The following is a 16,682-nucleotide window of genomic DNA, read 5'->3' on the forward strand; positions in this document are numbered from 1 at the left end:
GTGGACGCACTTCCAACGGGCGCTCGCCGCAGGCGACTTCGTCAACTGACCGGTAGCCGCCGGTTACGGCGCCCGCACCACGGAACCACCTCGGCGTGCGCGCCCCACGGTGTCAGCTGGCGGCGTACAAACCGGCACCCGTACGGCACCGGTCCCGACAAGGCCGCCCGTCACCGCGACCCACCCCCGGCCTGGGGCCGCCCGACAGCCCCGACCGGCCCCCCTCCCCACCGGCAGCCAGCGGCAGTGCGCCCGCAGGGCGCGAGACGAACCCGCCACGGCCCCACCGGGCCGTTCGCCCCCCAGCGGACGCCCGGCCCGTCTGCGGCAACTGGCGCGCGCCATGGAGCAGGCCATGCCGGGCGACCGCCCCCGAGGTCGTACGCTCACGCCGTAGCCAGGCAGGTCGCCACCTCGCCGCCCCGACGGGAGGGCACCGTACCGCCGGTCAGTCCGGGACGGCCGGGGACACGGGGCGGATCGCGCGGCGCCGGACGAGCAGCACGACGATCAGGGCGACCTGGAGCAGGATGATCAAGAGGGTGCCCAGCAACACCTGGGGATTGTCGCCCACGAGGTGGGAGATCAGGCTGGTGTCCCACAGGCCGTGGACGAGCACCGGCAGCACGAGGACGCCGCCGACGCGCAGGCACAGGTAGAAGAAGTAGCCCGAGGTGGAGACGACGGCGGCCTGCCCGAGCGCTTGTGGTCCCTGGCTGATGGCGTTGCTCGCGTGGACGAGGCCGAAGACGACGGAGGCGCAGAGAGCGGCCTTGCCCTCGGTGAATCCCGCCCGGCGGAAGACATGGACGCCGATGCCCCGGAACATGAGTTCCTCGCCGACACCGACGAACAGCCCGAGCAGCAGCAGGCAGGCCACGAGAGACAGGCTCTGGTCCGCCAGGTGCGGGTGGTTCAGCCCGATCACCGCGGCGGCGATCATCGAGACCGGTACCCGGCGCACGGCGGCGATCATCGAGACCGGTACCCGGCGCACCCGGCGCCGCACCGGCGCGCGGTAGCGCAGGACCTCGCCCCACCAGCCCAGCCAGGAGACGACCGCGGCGCCGAACGCGATCGACGCCTCGATCGGGATCAGCGCGTTGCGCACCAGGGACGCGGTCGTGGGGAACTGGCTGTCGGAGTCACTGGTGTCCACGCCGATCAGCGGGCCCAGGCCCTGGATGATGCCCACGTACACGACCACCACGACGAGGAACCAGGGCCACGACAGCCTGCGTCCGGGCCCGGCCTCCGGTATCGCTTCCACCGTGTCGCGCATCGTGCGGCCCCTTCGTCGGACGGCGAGGACCGCCACCCGACGGGCACCGTCACACGTCGTCGTAGTTCCCCAGCGGACTCTCATACGGAATCGAACAGCCGTCGTGGACCTTCCCCGAACCGTTGACACTTCGCCGGTGCTGGCGAGCGGGCATATGACGTCAGGAAAATGGCGAAACGAATATGCCGGAATACGTCTCGGGGGCGGGAGGCGAATCAGGGATGTGACCGCGCATGGGGGGAAATCGGCTATTCGGGACGGGCGATGGGGCCCGGACCGGTGGGAACCGGACAGGCTCGGGCGGGGTGAAGTGGTCGGCAGGGAGGGTGAGTTGAGTGGGGCGGCCGGTCGGCAGAGCGGGGACGGGCTGGTCAGGGCGGGAAACGATGGAACGGCGGCGGGTCGCGGCGAGAGAAAGTTGATCTTGGCCGGAAGGGGCGAAAACTTGCCTCGGTGAGGCGGCCTCGGAGTGCCTCGAATTGCGCATGAGTGATATCGAGCCCCACGCGTCCCCGGTGTGTACCAATTTTGAAGATCAATATCGCCGAATGGCCGTATAGGTGATACAAGGTCGTACACCTGTGCGCGCGTGCCTCTCGGCCTGCGCTGTCGTCACTTCACTCAGCAGGCAGGAAAATCCTGAGAGGGCCGCTCAAATGCAACACCACGAACCGCTCTGGTCCAACTCCCTTTATCCCATATTCGCTTACGTGATCGCCTTTGTCGGCTCCGTGCTCGGCCTGGCCTGCTCGTCCCGGCTGCACCTCGTGGGATTCGCACGGGGAAAGACCTGGCTCGGATCGGGAGCCGTCGCGCTGGGCACCGGAATCTGGGGCATGCACTTCGTCGCGATGCTCGGCTACGACGTCCAGGGCGTGACGCTGCGCTACAACGTGACGCTGACCGTGCTGAGTTGGGTGCTCGCGGTGGGTGTCGTCGGCGTCGGGATCTACGTGGCCGGCCGGGACTCGTCCTGGCCGTCGCTGCTGGCGGGCGGCCTGCTCGCCGGGGTCGGCGTGGCGGGTATGCACTACCTCGGCATGGCGGCGATCATCATGCCCGGCACGATGAGCTACGACGGCTCCACCGTCGCCCTGTCGATCGTCATCGCCGTCGTGGCCGCCACGGCGGCGCTCTGGGCGACGCTCCGCGCGCGCGGCCCGCTCTTCATCACCGGGGCGGCACTCGTCATGGCCTTCGCGATCAGCGGCATGCACTACACGGGCATGGCGGCGGTCAGTTCCACGATCACCGACCACACCGACCCGACCACGGGCGTCTCGGCCTCCGCCTTCGTCCTGCCCCTCATCGCGGGCCTGAGCCTGATCGTCTTCGTGGTCGCCTTCGCGGTCCTGATGAACCCGACCGAGGAGCTGGCCGCCGACAATCCGGCCCCCGTCCGCCAGGCCCCGCCCCAGCCCGCGACGACCCACGGCGACTGGCCGTCCTGAGCCCGGACGCCCGGACGCCCAGACGTCCGGACGCGTACGAACCGCCCTCCCCGGTCGTCCCGGCAGCCCCACCAGCGGGCCGACGCGGCCCGCTCGGTAGCGTGGACCGGGTTCCGGCGACCCGAGGCCGTTACGGGGAAGTGTTGTTCACGGGGAAGCAGGGACTCATGGTTAACCGAAAGCACCGCGTCGCGCTGGCGGCGGGCCTCGCGGCGACGTGTCTCGTCCTGACCGCCGGGTGCGGCGGCTCGTCGTCGGACGAGACGTCGGACACGTCCACGGAGAAGAGCGGGGACGCGGGCAAGGGCAAGGGCAAGGGCGGGAAGAACGCGGCGCCGCTGCTGACCGTGGCCGAGGCGAACAAGATCGTGGACACGTATCAGGCACTCAACAACGAGGCGAACGCGAAGCTCAGCCCGGCGCTGATCGCCAAGGTCGAGGCGGGGGCCATGCTCGCCTTCGACAAGGGCTACTTCACGCAGGCGTCCGGCCTCGACCAGAAGAACGTCAAGGCCAATCTGGCGGCCTTCGTGTACGTCAACCGCGCGTTCTACATCCCTCCGGCCGCGGCCAACACGGACTGGTTCATGGTGAGGGCGCAGGGCGCGGAGCTGAAGGACGGCAAGCCGGGCGCGCCGTGGACGACCGGCACCCGCTTCATCGTCTTCAAGCACACGGCCGACGGCTGGCGCGCGGTCAACTCCCAGGACTTCTCGGGCGACGAGCAGAAGAAGATCCCGGAGATCGCGCTGGACGCGGACGGGCTGGCGCGGGTCGCCGAGCCGACGGCGAAGATCGGCGGCACCGCGCCCGCCGACTTGGCCGACCTGGTGGCGGACCTCTACGTGACCGGCGGCGCCGACACCCCGCTGGCGCGGACCAAGGCGCGCGAGAACGCGATCTCCGCGTACAACAACCGTCTCAACGGCCTCGACGGCCACGCGTACAACGACTACAAGAAGGCCGCCCCGCGCGTCGGCACCACGTACGCGCTGCGCACGAAGGACGGCGGGGCCCTCGTGCTCAACGACAGCGCCGTCGACGAGACGTCACTGGCCAAGGACCTGACCTCGTACATCACCCTCGGCAAGCGGCTCAAGCCGTTCGTCAAGAAGGGCGCGAGCGACCACATGTACCAGGTCGTGAACCACGAGATGCAGATGGAAGTGGGCGTGATCGCCCCGAGCGGCACCCCCGCCGTCTACGGCCTCGAACAGCAGACGACGAGCGTGGACGCGACCCCGATGAGCACCGTCTGACGGACGGTGCGTCCGCGCCGGCAGTACGGCGGGCGGCGGCCGTTGAGCCGTCCGCCGCCTCGCGTCCGTCCGCCCGCCGCCCGGCGTCACGCGTCCGTCTGCCCCTCCGTCCCGCCCTCTGTCCGTCCGGGACGACATCACCCGAAGACGGCGACCAGCCGTCCGATCACCTCGCCGCGCTCCAGCCGCCCGACACCCTCGCCGATCTCCTCGAATCCGATCTCGGTGACCCGCGACGACAGCTTCCCCTCGGCGACGAGGTCGAGCACCGCCGCGCAGTCCTCCTTCGACCCGGCCTGGGAGCCGACGAGTTCGACCTCGTTGAGGGTGAGCGCCTGAAGGTCGATCTCGCCGCGCGCGCGGCCGAGGCCGACCTGGACGATACGGCCGCCCCGGCGTACGGAGTGGATCGCGCCGTCGGTGGTCGTCCCGAACCCGGCGAAGTCGACGACCACGTCGAGGTTCTCGCCCGCGAAGTCGGTGATGTCGCCCGCGACCTTCTCCGCGCCGAGCGAGCGGGCGAAGTCGTGCACGCGCTCGTTCTTCTCGGCGACGAACACCGTCGCGCCGAGCGCCAGCGCGGTCTGGGCGCCGAGCGAGCCGAGCCCGCCGAGGCCGATGATCCCGACGCGGGAGCCGGCGGTGACCCTCCCCTGCACGGAGACCGCGTGGTACGAGGTGAGCCCGGCGTCGGTGGCGGCTGCCGCCTGGTCGAACGGCACCCCGTCGGGCAGCGCGACGACGAGCCGTTCGAGGACGACGACCTCGTCCGCGAATCCGCCGTTCTTCGACGTGCCGGGCCCCTCGATGGCGGCCGGGATGACGACCTTCTGGCCCACGGTGAACCGCGTCACGCCCGAGCCCACGGCGGAGACGACCCCCGCGATCTCGTGACCCAGTGTGATCGGACGGAACGGGAGCAGCGGCGTCAGCGTGCCGTCGAGAAACCCGACGTCGCTGTGGCACAGCCCGGCCGCGCGGACGTGCACGACGAGCTCGTCCGCGTCCGGTGCCGGGGCCGGGACCTCACTGAGGGTGAGGGGCTTGCCGATGTCGGTGAACTGCCATGCGCGCATTTTCCGCTCCTTGGACGGTGGGCTCCCGGCGGGGCCGCGCTGATGTCGGCGGTCACCCGGAAGAATATTGGTACCTGATCCCAAAAATACTCCTCCACTACGCTCGGGCGATGACCACCTCCCGAAGGAGCCGCGGGCGACCGCCCGCCTCGACCCGCGAAGCCCTGGAGGAAGTCGCCTTCGACCTGCTGCTTCGCGACGGCTACGAGGCGACGACGCTCCAGGCGATCATGGCCGCGGGCGGTGTCGGGCGCTCGACGCTCTTCCGCTACTTCGGGTCGAAGTCGGGGATCGTGTGGGGCGAGTTCGACCGCGCGGTCGAGCGGCTGCGGGCCGCCCTTCGTGACGCCGACGACGTACCCGTCATGACGGCCGTACGGTCGGCGGTCGTCCGGTCCACGCGGCTTTCGCAGGCGGCGGCGCCGGACTCGTGGCTCGACCGCTTCCGCGTGCTCGACCGGGACCCCGCGCTCGTCGCGGAGGCCGCCGCGCACTGGCGCGTCTGGGGCGAGACGGTGAGCGGGTACGCGGCCGGGCGCACCGGCCTCGACGCGGGCGACCCCGTCCCGGCCGCGATCGGCGGCGCCGTACAGGCGGCCTACGTCGCGGTGCTCAGGCGGTGGGCCGGGGCGGCGGAGGCGCGCGGGGACGACGCCGGGGCCGAAGCGGTCGACATCGACGAGCTCGACCGGGACCTGCGCCCGGTCACCGACGCCTTCCAGGCCGTCCTGGACGGCGTGACGCGAGGCTGAACGGAGGCTCCGCCGCCGCTTGGCGACCTCCTTCGGTCCCCTTGTCCCGCGGCGGCGGCCGTGTTGCGACGGTGGGCGCGAGCCAGCCGAAGCGCGAGGGAAATCAGGACCGCTGAACTACCACTGATCTACTATTTTCTCCCGGACTGGTAGATCGGCGCTGTGATCTGCTCTTTTACCGCCGGGTGCGCGGAGACGCGGAGCCGAGTGGCCGCCGCGGGGGTCAGGGGTGGGCGAGGAGGAGGGCGCCGGGGGTGGGGGAGTCGGGGGCGATGAGGGTTTCGGTCTCGATCGTGAAACCGGCCTCGCGGAGCCAGGCGGTCATCCGGGCGGGCGGGCGTTTGTGGACGTGGACCTTCATGGGGCGGCCGCCGTAGCCCTCCGTCTTGAGGCGGGAGACGGAGCCGGTGTGGAAGCCGATCAGCAGCGGGGCGCCGGGGCGCAGGACGCGGTGGAAGCCGGAGAGGACGGCCGGGACCTCGTCGTCGGGGATGTGGATCAGCGACCAGAAGGCGACCAGACCGGCGAGTGACGCGTCGGCGAGGTCGAGGGCGGTCATCGAGCCGACCTCGAACCGGAGTCCGGGATGGTCAGAGCGGGCCACGTCGATCATGCCGGGGGAGAGGTCGATGCCGAAGGCGTCGACGCCCAGCCCGCGCAGGTGGGCGGTGACATGGCCGGGGCCGCAGCCCATGTCCGCCACTGGCCCGCCCCCGGCGCCGCTGACCGTGGCGGCGAACAGAGCGAGCGCCGTACGCAGGGCCGGCGCGCCGTCCAGCGCCTCCCGTACGAAGTCCGCGTAGCTCACCGCGACCGTGTCGTAAGAGGTTCGGGTGTCCGCCAGCCAGCCGTCCGCAGTCATGCCCCGACACGGTAGTCCCGCAGCCCGCAGCCCGCAGCCCGCAGCCCGCAGCCCGCAGCCCGCAGCCCGCAGCCGCAGCCCGCGCCCCGCGCCCGCCGAAGCGCCCCTGTGGACCGGGCTCCTGGCATGTCCATATCCCGGACGCCCGTACCGTCCCCTCAGCTGTTGTATCTATGATGCGTGCATCATGGATGCCAGCACTCTCACCGTCGCCGCGCCCGGCCCCGCCGTCAAGGCGCCGCCCGCCGCCGAGCGGGTCTATCTGCACGTCAAGTCCGGTGTCCTGGACCGGAGTTACGAGGGCGGCACGCTGCTCACCGAGGGGGATCTCGCCGACGCGGTGGGGGTCTCGCGCACGCCGGTGCGCGAGGCGCTGCTGCGGCTGGAGGCGGAGGGGCTGATCAAGCTCTACCCGAAGAAGGGCGCGCTGGTGCTGCCGGTGTCGGCACAGGAGATCGCCGACGTGGTGGAGACCCGGCTGCTGGTGGAACAGCACGCCGTGGCCAAGGTGGTCGGGGCGGTGCCGCCGCGGCTCATCGCGCGGCTGGAGGAGTCGCTGGCCGAGCAGCGCGGGCACGCGGAGACCGGCGACCTGGCGGCCTTCGCCGTCGCGGACCGCTGCTTCCACGCGGAGATCGTCCGCGCGGCGGGCAACCGTATCCTCGCGCACCTCTACGACCAGCTCAGGGACCGTCAGTTGCGGATGGGGGTGGCCACCATGCACGCCGAGCCGAGCCGGGTGGCGAAGAACATCGCGGAGCACACCGAGATCCTGGACGCGCTCAGGGACGGCGCGGCCGACACGGCCGCCGACGTCGTGGACCGGCACGTCTCGTGGGTGAAGGTGCTCGCCAGGGGCGAGTCGTGAGCCGGAGCCCGGCCGCGGAGAAGGTCCTGCCGGGCGACCCGCCCGGCGGACGCCGTGCCGCCCTCGTCTGGGGCGTCGGCACCTCCGTCTACCTCGTCGCCGTCGTCCACCGCACCAGCCTCGGCGTCGCGGGCATCGACGCCGCCGACCGCTTCCACATCGGCGCCTCCGCGCTCTCCAGCTTCTCGATCCTCCAGGTGCTGGTCTACGCGGGCATGCAGATACCGGTCGGGCTGATGGTGGACCGGCTCGGCACGAAGAAGGTCCTGCTGCTCGGCGCCGTGCTGTTCACCCTCGGCCAGGGGGCGTTCGCGCTGTCCCACTCGTACGGCATGGCCCTCGGCGCACGCGCCGTGCTGGGCTGCGGCGACGCCATGACCTTCGTGAGCGTGCTGCGGCTCGGCTCGCGCTGGTTCCCCGCCAGACGCGGTCCGATGATCGCCCAGGGCGCCGCCCTGTTCGGCGTCGCGGGCAACCTCGTCTCGACCGTCGTCCTCTCCCGCGTCCTGCACTCGGCGGGCTGGACCCCGACCTTCCTCGGCACCGCCCTGGTCGGCGCGCTCGTCCTCGTCCTGGTCGCCCTCTTCCTCAAGGACCACCCCGAGGGATACGAACCCGCGCCCGCCGAGCACGCGGGCCTGACGTACGTACGCCGCCAGATCGCCGCCTCCTGGGCCGAACCCGGTACGCGCCTGGGCATGTGGACGCACTTCACCACCCAGTTCTCCGGCATGGTGTTCCTGCTGCTGTGGGGGCTGCCGTACCTCGTCGAGGACCAGGGGCTCTCGCGCGGCGCGGCGGGCGGGCTGCTCACGCTCGTCGTCGTCGCCAACATGTTCTTCGGCATGGTCTTCGGGCAGCTCATCTCCCGCCACCACGGCGCCCGCATGCCGCTCACCCTCGGCGTGATCGCGGCCACCGCCGCCGCCTGGGCCACGACGCTCGCCTGGGGCGGCGGCCACGGCCAGGACCCGATGTGGCTGCTGGTCGCCCTGTGCGTCGTCCTCGGCGCCTGCGGGCCCGCCTCGATGATCGGCTTCGACTTCGCCCGCCCAGCCAACCCGCCCGAGCGCTTCGGCACCGCCTCCGGGATCGTCAACATCGGCGGCTTCACCGCCTCCGTCCTCACCCTGCTCGCCGTCGGCCTGCTCCTCGACGCGACCGGCGACGACTACCGGATCGCCTGGAGCAGCGTCTTCGTGCTCCAGGCGGTCGGCACCGCCCAGATCCTCCGGCTCCGCCGCCGTGCGGAACGGCTGGAGCGGGAGCGGATCGCGGTCAGCCGCGTCGAGAGCGTGCACCGCCTGCCGGCGGCGGTCACCTCCGACTGACGCCCGGCGCGGCCGTACGACGCTGTACGGCGGCGGGGTTCATGGCGGGCGCGCCGTGATTCGGGAAAGGCGTGATCCGGGTACACCATGATCCGGGAACGGTGCGATCCGAGAACGGCGCCCGAGGCGCCGGGCGCTACTTCGTGACCGCGATGTGCGACAGGATCGCGTCCGCCAGTTGCCGGTCGCCCTCGATCTTGAGCTGGTCGGCGAGCGCGGCCGGACGCGCCCGGCCGGTGAGCAGCCGCAGGAACGTCTCCCAGTCCACGACGAAGGTGACGGCCGGGCCCAGCGAGACGGCCGAGTCGATGCTGCCGTGGCCCTCGGCGTTCACCCGTACGGTCCGCATGAACTCCAGCGGTCCGTGCACGTCGAAGACGACAGCGGAGCCCGGCTTGGCGCCCGCGTCCTCGGCGACCAGCTTCGGCAGCGAGCGCAGGAGGTAGTCACGGGCCAGTACGGCCGCGGGGGAGGCGAGGTTGCCCGGGGCGTCGAGGGCCCGGCGCAGATCCTGCTCGTGCACCCACACGTCGAAGACGCGGCCCCAGAGCTGTTCCTCCAGGGTGACCTCGCCGCCGCCGATCGCGCGGACCTCGGCGTCCGGCTGCCGCGACTCGTTCCTGAGCTGCCGCGAGCGGCGGATGATCGTGTACTCCAGCTCGGACGTCATCTCCGGCGCCGTGTGGTGGCGGCGGATGTCGACCGGGACCTCCGTGTAGCGGGCCGTCTCGCTGGTGATGTGGCGGAGGTCGCTGGGAAGTGTGTGGATGGGGCGCGGGTCGCCCAGCAGCTCGCACTCGAAGCCGATGATGTGGGACACGACATCGCGGACCGACCAGTACGGGCACTCGGTGTGGCGGTTCCACGCGCCGTCGGGCAGCGGCGTCACCAGTTCGTTGACGGATTCTATGGAGTGGGTCCAGGCGTCGATATACGGCTGGAGCTTGCTGTGGACGGTCACGGGACCCCTCGACGGTCGGTGCGCGGTCGTGGCGGTTGGCGCCTAAGTTACGCTGCGCGCGGGCGCCCACGCAGTGCTTTCGAGTGACGATGGTAGGCCCGGCTTGACGACCCAACGTATGGGCGGTGTCCGAGTGCGCGCAACGCTTCTTCAGATCGACGTGGACCAGAGGGAATCGGTCGCCTCGCGGCGCGACCGTGTGGCGGCGATGGTACGTGCCCACGCGGACGCGGATCTTGTCGTGCTGCCCGAACTGTGGCCGGTCGGCGCCTTCGCCGCCGAGGACTTCGCGGCCGAGGCCGAGACGGCGGACGGCGGCCCGACCGCCGAGGTGATGAGCGCTGCGGCGCGCGACGCCGGGGTGTGGCTGCACGCCGGGTCGATCGTCGAACGCGACGTCGTCGGCGGCGAATTGTTCAACACCTCGCTGCTCTTCTCCCCCGACGGCGATCTCGCGGCCGTCTACCGCAAGATCCACCGCTTCGGCTTCGACCAGGGCGAGGCCGTCCTCATGTCCTCCGGGCACGACATCGTCACCGCCCGCGTCCCCGGCACCGTCCTCGGTCTCGCCACCTGCTATGACCTGCGCTTTCCCGAGCAGTTCCGGCTGCTGCTCGACGCCGGGGCGCAGACGCTGGTCGTTCCGGCGGGCTGGCCCGCGCGGCGGCTCGCCCACTGGCGGCTGCTGGTGCGCGCCCGCGCCGTCGAGTCCCAGGCGTACGTCCTCGCCTGCGGGACGGCCGGCACCCACGCCGGGGTGGAGCAGGCCGGGCACAGCATGATCGTCGATCCCTGGGGTGAGATCGTCGCCGAGGCCGGGCCCGCGGAGCAGGCCCTCTCCGCCGAGATCGACGTCTTCCGCGTGGACGTCACCCGCGCCGACTTCCCCGTACTCCGCGACCGCGTCCTGGGCCTCCCGGCCCCGAAGCCCCGCTAGCCGCGAGAAGGGCCCGCCGATCTCTCAGGGGCGCTGCGGGCACCCCCGGCCGAAGGTTGGGGGAGGAACTGCGCGACCAGCCATCGCGCTCCCGCAGGTCACCACCCGCCCCGGCGGGGCAGTTCGGTTGTCTCCGGACCACCGGCCGGTGGTGGGTTGCTCGCGCAGTTCCCCGCGCCCCTACGGGGCACCCACCTGCGCAAGCTGCGGGCACAGGGGCGGCGCCCCGGAAAGATCGGGTCGCCGCCCTGCGCAGGGCTATTCGTCCTCGTGCTCCTTGTCGACCATGCGGTCGACGCACACCGCCACCGAGATCAGCATCGCGGCATCGGCGTCCTCGCGCTCGATGTCGATGGCGTAGGCGTCACGGAGGGTGAACCACTTGCGGGAGATGCGCGCGAGGCGCTCCCCCTCGTACTCGATGTCGAACTCCTTGTCGATGATGTCGCCGCGCACTTCGAGTTCCTCGCCGGAGGCGAGCTCGGCGCGGAAGACGTCGCGGAGCAGGTGGAGGCGCTTCTTGCGGACGGTGACGAGGACGTCGCCGTCGCGCTCGATGGTCATGGCGTCCCGCAGGGACACCAGCTTCTTGCGGATGACGGCGACCTCGTTGCCGTCCGGGTCCTGGAGTTCGAGGGTGTCGCGGATCCGGAGGACCTTCCCGTCGACGTAGAAGGCCCTGCGGCCGTGCTCGTCCTCGATCCAGTAGTCGTCACCGATGGCGAACATCTTCTCTCGCACCACGTATTTCATAGGGAATGCCTACCCCGGCGGATGCTGTTGGATGGGGATATGACTGCACGTGCACGTGTCCGGGCGCCCGAGCTGACCGGCGAGGGCGGCTGGCTGAACACCGGCGACAAGCATCCGACCCTCGCTGACCTGCGGGGCAGCATCGTCATTCTGGATTTCTGGACGTTCTGCTGTGTGAACTGTCTGCATGTCCTGGACGAGCTGCGGGCCCTGGAGGAGCGGCACAGGGACACGGTGGTGATCGTCGGCGTGCACTCGCCGAAATTCGTGCACGAGGCCGAGCACCAGGCGGTCGTGGACGCGGTGGAGCGGTACGAGGTGCACCACCCGGTGCTGGACGACCCGCAGCTCTCGACGTGGAAGCAGTACGCCGTACGGGCCTGGCCGACGCTGGTGGTGATCGACCCCGAGGGGTACGTGGTCGCGCAGCACGCGGGCGAGGGGCACGCGCACGCGCTGGAGCAGCTCGTGACGGCGCTGGAGAAGGAGCACGCGGCCAAGGGCACCCTGCGCAGGGGCGACGGCCCGTACGTACCGCCCGAGCCGGTCGCGACCGACCTCCGCTTCCCCGGCAAGGCGCTCGCGCTGCCCGGCTCCGGGCACTTCCTGGTGTCGGACTCGACCCGGCACGCCCTGGTGGAGCTGGCGGCGGACGCCGAGAGCGTGGTGCGGCGGATCGGCACCGGCACACGCGGGCTGGCCGACGGCAACGCGGAGACGGCCCGCTTCAGCGAGCCGCAGGGGCTGACGCTGCTGCCCGACGGCAGCGTGATCGTCGCCGACACCGTCAATCACGCGCTGCGCCGCGTCGACCTGGGCACCGGGCACGTGACGACGGTCGCGGGCACCGGAAAGCAGTGGTGGCAGGGGTCCCCGACGTCCGGCCCGGCCCGCGAGGTGGACCTGTCCTCGCCGTGGGACGTGGCCTGGTTCGACGACCGGGTGTGGATCGCGATGGCGGGCGTGCACCAGCTCTGGACGTACGACCCGGCGACGGAGACCGTACGGGTCGCGGCGGGCACGACCAACGAAGGGCTGGTGGACGGGCACGCGGCGCAGGCGTGGTTCGCCCAGCCGTCCGGCCTCGCGGCGGCGCCGGAGCGCGGCGAGGCGGGGGCGCCCCCGGCCGACGGCTGGGGAAGGCTGTGGATCGCCGACTCCGAGACCTCGGCGCTGCGCTGGGTCGAGCGCGCCGACGACGACCCGGACCCGGACGCGGACGCGGCAGGCGGTGACGGCGGAGAGCCGCGCCGCTACATCATCCGTACGGCCGTCGGCACCGGCCTGTTCGACTTCGGCCACCGCGACGGCCCCGCCGGGCAGGCGCTGCTCCAGCACCCGCTGGGCGTCACCGCGCTGCCGGACGGCTCGGTCGCGGTCAGCGACACGTACAACAACGCGCTGCGCCGCTACGACCCGGTGACCGGCGAGGTCACCACGCTCGCGACCGGCCTGCGCGAGCCCTCGGACGCGGTGGTCGTGGACGGCGACATCGTCGTGGTGGAGTCCGCCGGGCACCGGCTGACCCGGATGCACCTGCCGGAGGAGGCCGTCCGCGTGGAGGCCGTCGCCCACCGTACGCAGCGGGACGCGACCGACGTGGCGGCCGGTGCCTTCCGGCTCGACGTGGTGTTCACCGCGCCCGACGGGCAGAAGCTCGACGAGCGGTACGGGCCCTCGACGCGGCTGCTGGTCAGCGCCACCCCGCCGGAACTCCTGGCGGAGGGCGCGGGCAAGGGCACCGACCTCTTCCGCGACCTGGTCCTCGACCCGTCCGTCACCGAGGGCGTCCTGCACGTCTCCGCGATGGCCGCGTCCTGCGACGACGATCCGGCCAACCCCTACCCCGCCTGTCACGTGCACCAGCAGGACTGGGGCGTGCCGGTCCGCGTCGGCGCCGACGGCGACTCGCGGCTGGCGCTGGTCCTGGCGGGCCTGGACGCGTAAGGCGTACAGGCGCCGTACGGGCGTGCCCGGGCGGTGAGTAAGCTCCGGCCATCACTCTTGATCCGCCGGGGGGCGGAGCGTCACCTGGGGAGGGACCGAGTGCCTCGTCGCGCTCTCACACGCGGCTCCGTCGCGGCGGCCACCGTCGTCGTCATGGCCGCCGGGCTCGCCCCGGCCGTCACCGGCGGCACGGCGTACGCGGACGGTACGCCGTCCGGTACCGCGTCGCAGGAGACCGTCATACCCGCCGGTTCGCGGTGGCTGCCGCAGAGCGAGCCGCTGATCACCGCCGGGAACGACGGATACCTGGTCAGGGGGGCCAACGGCGCCCACTGGGTGAATCCGGCGGACGGCAGCGAGGGCCCGGTACTGCCGGATCCCACGCCCCTGGCCAACACCGGCCTGTCCGCGCACCTCATCCGCAACTTCCCGTCCCAGTCGGTGACGATCACCGACTACGACACCAACACCTTCCGCACGGTCACCGCGCCGGTGGGCCAGCGCTGGGTGCCGTTCGGCTTCAGCCTCGACCGCGTCCTCACCAGCGAGACCGCCGCCGACGGCACGCTCGCCGCGCTGCACGTGATCGGCGACGGCAAGGACGGTTCCGCCGACCTGACCGTCACCGGGCTGCCCCCGGGGACCGCCGTGCCCGACTGGCCCGACCTGCTCGCGCAGAACCGCGACCACGCCGTCCTGCGGCTGACCTCGGGCGCCGCGCCCGGCACCGCGCGCAATTACCTGCTGGACTACCGCACCGGCACGCTGCGCGCGATCCTCGCCGACGTGCCCGCCGCCGAGCAGACCACCGTCGTCCTCGGCAGGGACCGGGTGCTGGCGTACGGCGGCGCGGCCACGACGGCGTACACCGTACGGCTCGACGACCCGACGGCCCCCGTCGAGAAGACGCCGCTGCCCACCGACGGCCGGGACGGTACGCCGAAGCTCACCGTCACCGGGGACCGCGTCCTGGTGCTGGAGCGGTCGACGGACAGCCAGTCCGCGGGACTTCCGCTGCGGGCCGTCCCGGTCGGCGGCGGCCCCGCGCGGACCCTGCTGGCCAAGGTGGCCACGGACATGGCGACCGCGCCCGACGGCTCGGTGCTGGTCGAGGGCGGCACAGGACCCGACGACTGGGCGGTCCGCCGGATCACCGCGGCCGACGGCGCCGACGCGACCGTCACCGACCTCAAGACGCTGCCGCCGGTCGCGGCCACGGTCTACGGACTGTCCTACAGCGCCGGGCGGCTGGCGTACTCCGACACCACCCGGCCCTACCCGGCCCTGGTACGGCGCGATGTGGCCGCGGGCCCGGCGCCCGCCGTGTCGGAACCCGAACTGCTGTGGAGCTACGGTCCGAAGCCCGCCGACTGCGGCTCCGGCGTCTCCTGCGTGCACCTCCAGGGCACCGGCACCGGCACCGTGGCCTTCTCCGCCGCCAACATCATCACCGTGCCCCAGCCGCCGTCCCCGACCGATTCGCGCGCCGTCTTCCTCGGCGCGCCCGGCACGGTCACCGACGCCGCGGGACCGTACGTCGTGGTGCACACCGGCACCCCCGCGCGGCAGAAGGTCTTCGACCTCCGCTACGACGGCACCCTGTTCGACGGCCCGGTCACGGCCTCCGCGCTGTGGGGCCGCACCCTGTGGGTGCCCGGCAGCGCCACCGGCACCGTCCGCCCGTACGACCTGGAGCGGCGGACGTACGGCGCCACGGTCCAGACGGGCGCGCCGTGCGTGCCCAAGGAGCTTCAGGCGGACGGGCGTTGGCTGTACTGGTCGTGCGGCACCAGCGCCGGGGTGCACGACCGTACGACCGGCAAGAACGTGCCGGTGCCGACCGGGACCGCGCTGCTGGGCGACGGTTACGTCGTCCGGCACGACACGACGGCGGGCCGTCTGATGCTCACCGACGTGCACACGGGCTCGGCCGTCGGCAGCAACCTCGCGGAACTGGCCGCGAGCGACCTGGCCGACGACCGCGGTGTGACGTGGACGGTGGACAAGTACGGCGGCGGTGTCGCGTACGTCGACGCGCAACACCGCGTCCACGTGCAGCCGTTGACCTCGATACCGCGCAGCGCGGTGTCGGTGCTGAGCAGCGACGTCGGCCCGGCCGTCGTCGACGTCCTGGACAACCCCGAGGACTGGTACGGCAGGTGGACGCTGACCCGGCCCGTCGCGGGCTGGAGCCTGACGGTCACGGACGAGGCCGGCAGGACGGTCGCCACCCGCCGCGGCTCCCAGGGCGCGCAGGTGTCGGCGAGTTGGAATCTCAAGGGCGCAGACGGGGCGTGGGTCAAGAACGGCCGCTACACCTGGACGCTGACCGCGCCCCCGGCCGACGGCGGCCCCGGCGGGCTCTCCCTCACCGGCCTGATCGGCGTCAAGGGCGCCGCGGGCGTGCACGACTTCACCGGCGACCGGATCGGCGACTTCTTCGGCCTCACCCCGTCCGGCCGCCTGGACCTGCGCGCGGGCAACGGCAAGGGCAACGTCAACGCGGCGCGCTCCACGTCCGGTTGGCGGACGTCCTCGCTGTACGTGCCCTACGGCGACCTCGGCGGCGACCGGGTCAACGACCTGCTGGTCAGGGACGCCTCGGGCCAACTGTGGCGCTACGACGGCAAGGCGGGCACGAACTTCACCCCGTCCCAGCCGCGCACGCTCATCGGCCCCGGCTGGAACGCGTACGACGCGCTGGCCTCGGTCGGCGACCTGACCGGTGACGGCCGCGCGGACCTCGTGGCGCGTACGCCGTCCGGCAGCCTGTACCTCTACGCCGCCGACCGGAACGGCAGGTTCGGGCCGCGCACCCTCATCGGCGGCGGCTGGAACACGTACAACCTGCTGATCGGCTCGCAGCACTCCGAATCCGTCGGCTATGGCCGTCAGCTTCTGGCCCGGGACAAGTCCGGGGTGCTGTGGGCCTATGACGGCGACGGCAAGGGGCACTTCGGGCCGCGCGTGAAGATCGGGTCCGGCTGGAACATCTACAACTCGATCGTGGGCGTCGGCGAAATCCGGCCGGTCCGGGGGGCGTACCTCACCGGACTGGTCGCCCGTGACGCGGCGGGCGACCTGTGGCGCTACGACGGCCGCGACAGCGAGCCGGGCTTTGCCGCCCGCGTCAGGCTCGGCGCGGGCTGGCAGATGTACAAGTCGCTGTTCTGAGATCCGGGGCTGACCTCGCGTCAGAACGC

Annotated in this window: 13 protein-coding genes; 8 read left to right on the forward strand and 5 right to left on the reverse strand. The window is 72.1% G+C overall.

Features of this window, described 5'->3' with window-relative positions; translation table 11 throughout:
- Positions 1-448 precede the first annotated feature (448 nt).
- The gene (locus ACFZBB_RS14745; protein ID WP_391121656.1) at positions 449-1,282 is read right to left on the reverse strand and encodes a type II CAAX prenyl endopeptidase Rce1 family protein; all 834 of its coding nucleotides are present in this window, start codon (positions 1,280-1,282) and stop codon (positions 449-451) included.
- A gap of 710 nt (positions 1,283-1,992) precedes the next feature.
- On the opposite strand from ACFZBB_RS14745, the gene ACFZBB_RS14750 reads away from it, so the two are divergent.
- Positions 1,993-2,733 carry an MHYT domain-containing protein gene (locus tag ACFZBB_RS14750; protein ID WP_391121659.1) on the forward strand — a complete coding sequence of 247 codons (741 nt, stop codon included), beginning with the start codon at positions 1,993-1,995 and terminating at the stop codon, positions 2,731-2,733.
- A gap of 167 nt (positions 2,734-2,900) precedes the next feature.
- Entirely contained in the window at positions 2,901-3,992 is a 1,092-nt protein-coding gene (locus ACFZBB_RS14755) for a hypothetical protein (protein ID WP_391121662.1), read from the forward strand.
- A gap of 137 nt (positions 3,993-4,129) precedes the next feature.
- Here the strand turns inward: ACFZBB_RS14755 and ACFZBB_RS14760 are convergent, their stop codons facing one another.
- Positions 4,130-5,068 (reverse strand): zinc-binding dehydrogenase, encoded by a 939-nt coding sequence (locus ACFZBB_RS14760; RefSeq protein ID WP_391121665.1) that lies wholly within the window; start codon positions 5,066-5,068, stop codon positions 4,130-4,132.
- Positions 5,069-5,178: 110 nt separating this feature from the next.
- Here ACFZBB_RS14760 and ACFZBB_RS14765 point away from each other — a divergent pair, with 110 nt between their 5' ends.
- Positions 5,179-5,820: a TetR family transcriptional regulator gene (locus ACFZBB_RS14765; RefSeq protein WP_391121668.1), complete on the forward strand. Its 642-nt coding sequence runs from the start codon at positions 5,179-5,181 to the stop codon at positions 5,818-5,820.
- A gap of 223 nt (positions 5,821-6,043) precedes the next feature.
- Here the strand turns inward: ACFZBB_RS14765 and ACFZBB_RS14770 are convergent, their stop codons facing one another.
- Positions 6,044-6,682 (reverse strand): methyltransferase domain-containing protein, encoded by a 639-nt coding sequence (locus tag ACFZBB_RS14770; RefSeq protein ID WP_391121671.1) that lies wholly within the window; start codon positions 6,680-6,682, stop codon positions 6,044-6,046.
- A 187-nt stretch (positions 6,683-6,869) separates the two neighbouring features.
- Here ACFZBB_RS14770 and ACFZBB_RS14775 point away from each other — a divergent pair, with 187 nt between their 5' ends.
- Together ACFZBB_RS14775 and ACFZBB_RS14780 are read left to right on the forward strand one after the other, a co-directional pair.
- The gene (locus tag ACFZBB_RS14775) at positions 6,870-7,550 is read left to right on the forward strand and encodes a GntR family transcriptional regulator (protein WP_355339557.1); all 681 of its coding nucleotides are present in this window, start codon (positions 6,870-6,872) and stop codon (positions 7,548-7,550) included.
- Entirely contained in the window at positions 7,547-8,881 is a 1,335-nt protein-coding gene (locus tag ACFZBB_RS14780; RefSeq protein WP_355339560.1) for an MFS transporter, read from the forward strand. The genes ACFZBB_RS14775 and ACFZBB_RS14780 overlap by 4 nt, the downstream gene beginning before the upstream one ends.
- Before the next feature lie 136 nt (positions 8,882-9,017).
- Here the strand turns inward: ACFZBB_RS14780 and ACFZBB_RS14785 are convergent, their stop codons facing one another.
- Positions 9,018-9,842 (reverse strand): maleylpyruvate isomerase family mycothiol-dependent enzyme, encoded by an 825-nt coding sequence (locus tag ACFZBB_RS14785; protein ID WP_355339563.1) that lies wholly within the window; start codon positions 9,840-9,842, stop codon positions 9,018-9,020.
- Positions 9,843-9,975: 133 nt separating this feature from the next.
- Between ACFZBB_RS14785 and ACFZBB_RS14790 the strand changes: the two genes are divergently transcribed.
- Entirely contained in the window at positions 9,976-10,779 is an 804-nt protein-coding gene (locus ACFZBB_RS14790; RefSeq protein ID WP_391121674.1) for a nitrilase-related carbon-nitrogen hydrolase, read from the forward strand.
- Between the two features lie 258 nt (positions 10,780-11,037).
- On the opposite strand, the gene ACFZBB_RS14795 is transcribed toward ACFZBB_RS14790, so the two are convergent.
- Positions 11,038-11,532, reverse strand: coding sequence for an LURP-one-related family protein (locus ACFZBB_RS14795; protein ID WP_391121677.1), 495 nt, complete (start codon positions 11,530-11,532; stop codon positions 11,038-11,040).
- 39 nt (positions 11,533-11,571) lie between these two features.
- Here ACFZBB_RS14795 and ACFZBB_RS14800 point away from each other — a divergent pair, with 39 nt between their 5' ends.
- Together ACFZBB_RS14800 and ACFZBB_RS14805 are read left to right on the forward strand one after the other, a co-directional pair.
- Positions 11,572-13,479 carry an NHL domain-containing thioredoxin family protein gene (locus ACFZBB_RS14800; RefSeq protein ID WP_355339572.1) on the forward strand — a complete coding sequence of 636 codons (1,908 nt, stop codon included), beginning with the start codon at positions 11,572-11,574 and terminating at the stop codon, positions 13,477-13,479.
- Positions 13,480-13,578: 99 nt separating this feature from the next.
- On the forward strand, positions 13,579-16,653 hold the full coding sequence (locus ACFZBB_RS14805; protein WP_391121681.1) for an FG-GAP-like repeat-containing protein: 3,075 nt from the start codon (positions 13,579-13,581) through the stop codon (positions 16,651-16,653).
- The last annotated feature ends 29 nt before the right edge of the window (positions 16,654-16,682 follow it).

This window comes from Streptomyces sp. NPDC008139, assembly GCF_042957025.1.
GTDB lineage: Bacteria > Actinomycetota > Actinomycetes > Streptomycetales > Streptomycetaceae > Actinacidiphila.